Annotated in this window: 7 protein-coding genes; all 7 read right to left on the bottom strand. The window is 35.3% G+C overall.

Annotation, left to right across the window (positions count from 1 at the left end):
• Positions 1-974: tRNA preQ1(34) S-adenosylmethionine ribosyltransferase-isomerase QueA (gene queA / locus RR539_RS10300; protein ID WP_332500411.1), on the bottom strand; the 974-nt coding region annotated here is incomplete at its 3' end.
• A gap of 17 nt (positions 975-991) precedes the next feature.
• The gene (gene ruvB, locus RR539_RS10295) at positions 992-1,993 is read right to left on the bottom strand and encodes a Holliday junction branch migration DNA helicase RuvB (RefSeq protein ID WP_442878411.1); all 1,002 of its coding nucleotides are present in this window, start codon (positions 1,991-1,993) and stop codon (positions 992-994) included.
• Between the two features lie 54 nt (positions 1,994-2,047).
• A complete protein-coding gene (gene ruvA / locus RR539_RS10290) occupies positions 2,048-2,650 on the bottom strand; it encodes a Holliday junction branch migration protein RuvA (RefSeq protein ID WP_332500407.1) in 603 nt (200 codons plus the stop codon).
• 14 nt (positions 2,651-2,664) lie between these two features.
• Positions 2,665-3,159 (bottom strand): crossover junction endodeoxyribonuclease RuvC, encoded by a 495-nt coding sequence (gene ruvC, locus RR539_RS10285; protein WP_332483817.1) that lies wholly within the window; start codon positions 3,157-3,159, stop codon positions 2,665-2,667.
• Positions 3,160-3,335: 176 nt separating this feature from the next.
• Positions 3,336-3,941, bottom strand: coding sequence for a hypothetical protein (locus RR539_RS10280; RefSeq protein WP_332474908.1), 606 nt, complete (start codon positions 3,939-3,941; stop codon positions 3,336-3,338).
• Between the two features lie 118 nt (positions 3,942-4,059).
• On the bottom strand, positions 4,060-4,791 hold the full coding sequence (locus RR539_RS10275; protein WP_332474907.1) for a YebC/PmpR family DNA-binding transcriptional regulator: 732 nt from the start codon (positions 4,789-4,791) through the stop codon (positions 4,060-4,062).
• A gap of 78 nt (positions 4,792-4,869) precedes the next feature.
• A partial coding sequence (gene nadE, locus RR539_RS10270; RefSeq protein ID WP_332474906.1) for an NAD(+) synthase occupies positions 4,870-5,193 on the bottom strand: 324 nt, incomplete at its 5' end.

Below are 5,193 nucleotides of genomic sequence, written 5' to 3'. Positions count from 1 at the left end.
ACAGCTGTTTTGTATGCATTCATAGTATTATCTTGTCCTGCTAGTGTACTAACTAGCATAATAAGAGTTGATTCAGGTAAGTGGAAATTAGTTATAAGATTATCTACTACCTTAAACTTATATCCTGGGTATATAAATATATCCGTCCATCCACTACATTCTTTAATGTAGCCATTTTCATCACCAACAGTTTCTAGGGTTCTTGTTGATGTTGTTCCAACAGTTATAACTTTCTTTCCTGACTTTTTAGTGTTATTAATAAGCTCTGCATTCTCCTTATCTATACTATAAAACTCTGAATGCATAATATGCTCGTTAATATCCTCTACCTTAACAGGTCTAAATGTTCCAAGTCCTACATGCAGAGTTACATATGCAATATTAACTCCCTTAGCCTTAATCTTTTCAAGTAGGTCACTTGTAAAGTGTAATCCTGCTGTAGGTGCAGCTGCTGAACCATTAATCTTAGAATATACTGTTTGGTATCTTTCCTTATCTTCAAGCTGCTTAGTTATATATGGAGGAAGTGGCATTTGTCCTAGCTTATCTAGTACCTCTTCAAAAATTCCTTCATACTTAAATTCTATAATTCTTCCACCTATTTCTGTTGTTTCTAGAACTTCACACTCAAGTTCTCCGTTACCGAATACAAATGAAGTTCCTGGCTTTGCTTTCTTTCCTGGCTTTACAAGAGTTTCCCACTTATCCTTATCCACTCTCTTAAGAAGAACAAACTCAATCTTAGCTCCTGTTTCCTTCTTAATTCCAAATAATCTTGCTGGTATTACCCTTGAGTTATTAAGTACTAGACAATCTCCCTCGTTAAAATAGTCAAGTACGTCTTTAAAGTGTTTATGTTCAACTTCTCCTGTTTCCTTATCTAAAACAAGAAGTCTTGAGTTATCTCTCTGCTCTAAAGGCTCCTGTGCAATAAGCTCTTCAGGTAGATCAAAGTAAAAATCACTAACCTTCATAATATCCTCCTAAGTATCTATTCAACTGGGTATGGTATGTTAAGGTGGTCATATGCTGACCTTGTTACTACTCTTCCCCTTGGTGTTCTATTAATAAATCCAAGCTGTAGTAAGTATGGTTCATATACATCTTCTATAGTCTCATTCTCTTCACCTATAGAGTATGCAAGGGTATCAAGACCAACTGGTCCCCCTGAAAATTTATTTATCATTGATATTAACATTTTTCTGTCTATATTATCAAGTCCTAGCCTATCAACTTCAAGTAGGTCAAGTGCTGCATTTGATGAGTCAACATCAATATAGCCATCTCCCCTAACCTGAGCATAGTCTCTAACTCTCTTTAAAAGTCTATTTGCTATTCTAGGTGTACCTCTACTTCTTCTAGCAATGGAAAGTGCTGCATCTGCATCTATTCCTATTCCAAGAATTGATGCTCCTCTAATAACTATATCCTGAAGCTCATCTTCACTATATAGCTCCAGTCTACACATAACCCCAAACCTATCTCTTAGAGGACTTGTAAGCATACCAGCCTTAGTAGTTGCACCTATAAGCGTAAACTTCGGTAGATCTATTCTAATACTTCTAGCACTTGGCCCCTTACCTATAATAATGTCTAGAGAATAATCCTCCATAGCTGGATAAAGTATCTCTTCTACACTTCTATTTAGTCTGTGTATCTCATCTATAAATAATACGTCACCTTCTGCAAGGTTCGTAAGTATTGCTGCTAAGTCTCCCGCCTTTTCTATTGCAGGCCCTGACGTAACCCTAATTGATGCTCCCATTTCATAGGCTATAATTCCTGATAGTGTTGTCTTACCAAGCCCAGGAGGTCCGTATAAAAGCACATGATCTAGTGCCTCCCCCCTATTCTTTGCAGCTTCTATGAAAATAGATAACTTTTCCTTGGCTTTTTCCTGACCCTTATATTCATTAAAAGTTCTAGGTCTTAAGCTTCCCTCAACTTCAATGTCTTCTTCCTTAAAACTAGAAGTTGTTACTCTATCTTCAATATCTTCTTCATTAAAGCTAGAAGTTATTCTATCTTGTATGTTCAACTATATCACCTATCCCCTCATTAAATGTTTTAGGGCCTCCTTGATTATATCCTCAAGGGACATTGCTGCATCTATACCTGTAACAACATTAGACGCTTCTGTTTTAGAGTATCCAAGCGCCATAAGTGCCTCAATAGCCTCTGAAATCTTAGATGTATCTACCTTCTCCTCAGGAAGTGAGAATAATGGTAATGCCTCTTCAATATTAAGTTTTTTAAATTTATCTCTAAGTTCTAGTATAATTCTTTGAGCTGTTTTCTTCCCAATACCAGGAGCTTTTGCAATTGTCTTATCATCTGCCCCTGCAACTGCTATTACTAGTGTTGTTGCATCAACTGTTGAAAGTATTGAAAGACCTGCCTTTGGTCCTACACCTGAAACCCCAATAAGGTTCTTAAATAAATGTAGTGATTCTCTATTATAAAATCCATATAACATTTCTCCATCTTCTCTAACATAGTGATATGTATGGATTAATACTTCATCGTCCTTTTTCTTGATTTTTTCTATATCTCGAAGTGGCATATAAATTATATAACCTATTCCGTTATTGTCTATAATCACATGGTCTTCCGAAATATCAAAAACCTTTCCTTTAACAAAAGCTATCATAATAAGCCTCTCCTCTATTTTATTTTAAATAAACTTGACATATGTGAGCTATGACCATGACATATTGCAACTGCAAGTGCATCTGCTGTATCGTCAGGCTTAGGTACTACTCTCAGGTTAAGTAGTGTTTTAACCATCTGCTGTACCTGCTTCTTATCCGCTCTTCCATAACCTACAACAGCCTGCTTAACTTGAAGAGGCGTATATTCATAAACCTCAAATCCAAGTCTTTGTGCTGCAAGTATTGATACTCCTCTTGCTTGTCCAACCGCTATGGCTGTCTTAGCATTATGGTTGAAGAAAAGCTCCTCAAATGCAATAGCGTCTGGCTTATACTTATCAAATATATATGATAATGCCTCAAAAACCTGGTGAAGCCTCTCTGGCATAGTGTTTTTTGGAGTAGTTGTAACAGCACCATAATCTATTACTTTAAACTTGTTATTTTCATATTCTAAAACCCCATATCCGACTATTGCATAACCGGGGTCAATTCCAATAATCCTCATTTTACCCTCCAAAACGAAAGTCTGTTCGTACATATTCTATAATTATATCATTTTTAAAGTTGGTAGGGTAGAGTCCTAAAAAAAATTGAAGGATATGGAATTTCCATACCCTCACTTATTACTAAACAAATTTAAATTCATATTAGACTGTTGATAATTTAATAGCCTGAGAATAATTAAGAGTCATATTCAGCAATAGTAACCTCTGCTTCTTCCTTAGTCTTAAAGACCTTACCCTTAATTAAATCATCCTTGTCATTTTCTGAAACAAGATCAAGGGTAATTTCTGTAGGGGCTACCACTACAAGTTCCCCCTTATCGTCCACCTTATAAAGTACAATATTATTATCTACTGACTTAAGTACAAATAGTCCAATTGGCCATGTATTTATGCTTTTAGATATAACAACCTTATCACCTGTAAATTCATCAATCTTATAGCCTTCACTGCTTATAAAGTTCTGAAACTTATCTTTATCCATACCTATAGTATCCCCAGTAACCTCCATTTTATATGAAAGTTCAAATGGTTCTCCCTTAGTATATACATCTCTCTTAACTATAATAGTCTTAGGCCCTATAAACTTCATCATATCTTCCCTAGCTTGATTAGTAGACATAGTGTCCTTAGCTGCGGCATTCATATCATCCTTCTTAATACTTAAATCATCAACCTTAACATTATTCCCTGAACTTCCCTTAGATATATATAGTGACGTTCCAACACCTATAGCCATAACAAACAATAGTAGAACCATAATAATTACTCTTCTTAATTTCATATTAATCAACTCCTTTGTTTGGGATTATAACCAAACAAAAATATTTTATACATTAAATTAATATGATTATACAAAAAAGGTGATTCCATAATTAGAATCACCTTCTAGTAACTATTTATTATTCTTCATCGAATTCAGCATTATGCCAATATCCCTGAACATCCTCATCGTTATCAAGTTTATCAATCATCTTAAAGAACTTAACAAGATCGTCTCCTTCAATCTTAGTAGTAGTTGAAGGAAGCATTGATATTTCAGCTGATAAAAAGCTTATTCCTGCTGCTTCTAGCTTCTCACGTACCTGTGAAAAATCTCCTGGCTCAGTTATAATTTCAAAAACCTCGCCTTCATTTGAGAAGTCCTCTGCTCCTGCATCAAGTGCAGTCATCATTAGTTCATCTTCATCAATCTCATCAGTAGCTTCTACTATAATAAGACCCTTCTTCTCAAACATAAATGATACACATCCTGTAGTTCCAAGGTTTCCTCCGAACTTATCAAATGCATGTCTAACTTCTGAAGCTGTTCTATTTCTGTTATCAGTAAGTGCTGAAACAATTACAGCTATTCCTGCTGGTCCGTATCCTTCATAAACTATTTCTTCGTAGTTAACACTACCTGCTTCCCCTGCTGCTTTCTTAATAGCACGGGCAATATTATCTGAAGGCATATTATTAGCCTTACCCTTAGCAATTGCATCTCTCAGTCTAGTATTAGAATCTGGGTTTGATCCGCCTTCTTTAACTGCTACTGCAATTTCTTTACCGATTTTAGTGAATATCTTTCCTCTAAGAGCATCTTGTTTACCCTTTTTGTTCTTAATATTCGCCCATTTTGAGTGTCCTGACATTGCAATTCCTCCTTAAAAAAACCATTCAATCAACAATTAATTTTAGCATACTTAAAAAGGTTTTTCAAAGTATCTAAACTATCTTGAAGGCTTAAACATAGGAGGAAACTCCCTTTTGTGACGCGTCATATAATTAAGTAGATCAACCCTATCACTTACCTTTTCGGTTGCTTCTCCTGTTTCTATATAATTATCAAGGTCTTCATATGTAATTCCCATTTCATCTTCATCTGTTTGGTTATCCCAAAGACCAGCTGAAGGTGCCTTGTTAATAATATCCTCAGGAATATTAAAATATCTTGCAATTTTATATACATCCCTCTTAACAAATGACGCTATAGGAAGCATATCAACTCCACTATCACCATGCTTAGTAAAGTATCCAATAGTAAGTTCACTTTT

The organism is Clostridium sp., from assembly GCF_036639235.1.
Taxonomy (GTDB): domain Bacteria; phylum Bacillota; class Clostridia; order Clostridiales; family Caloramatoraceae; genus Clostridium_AB.
Note: the sequence above shows the minus strand (reverse complement) of the source record. Positions and strands in the feature narration are given on the sequence as shown.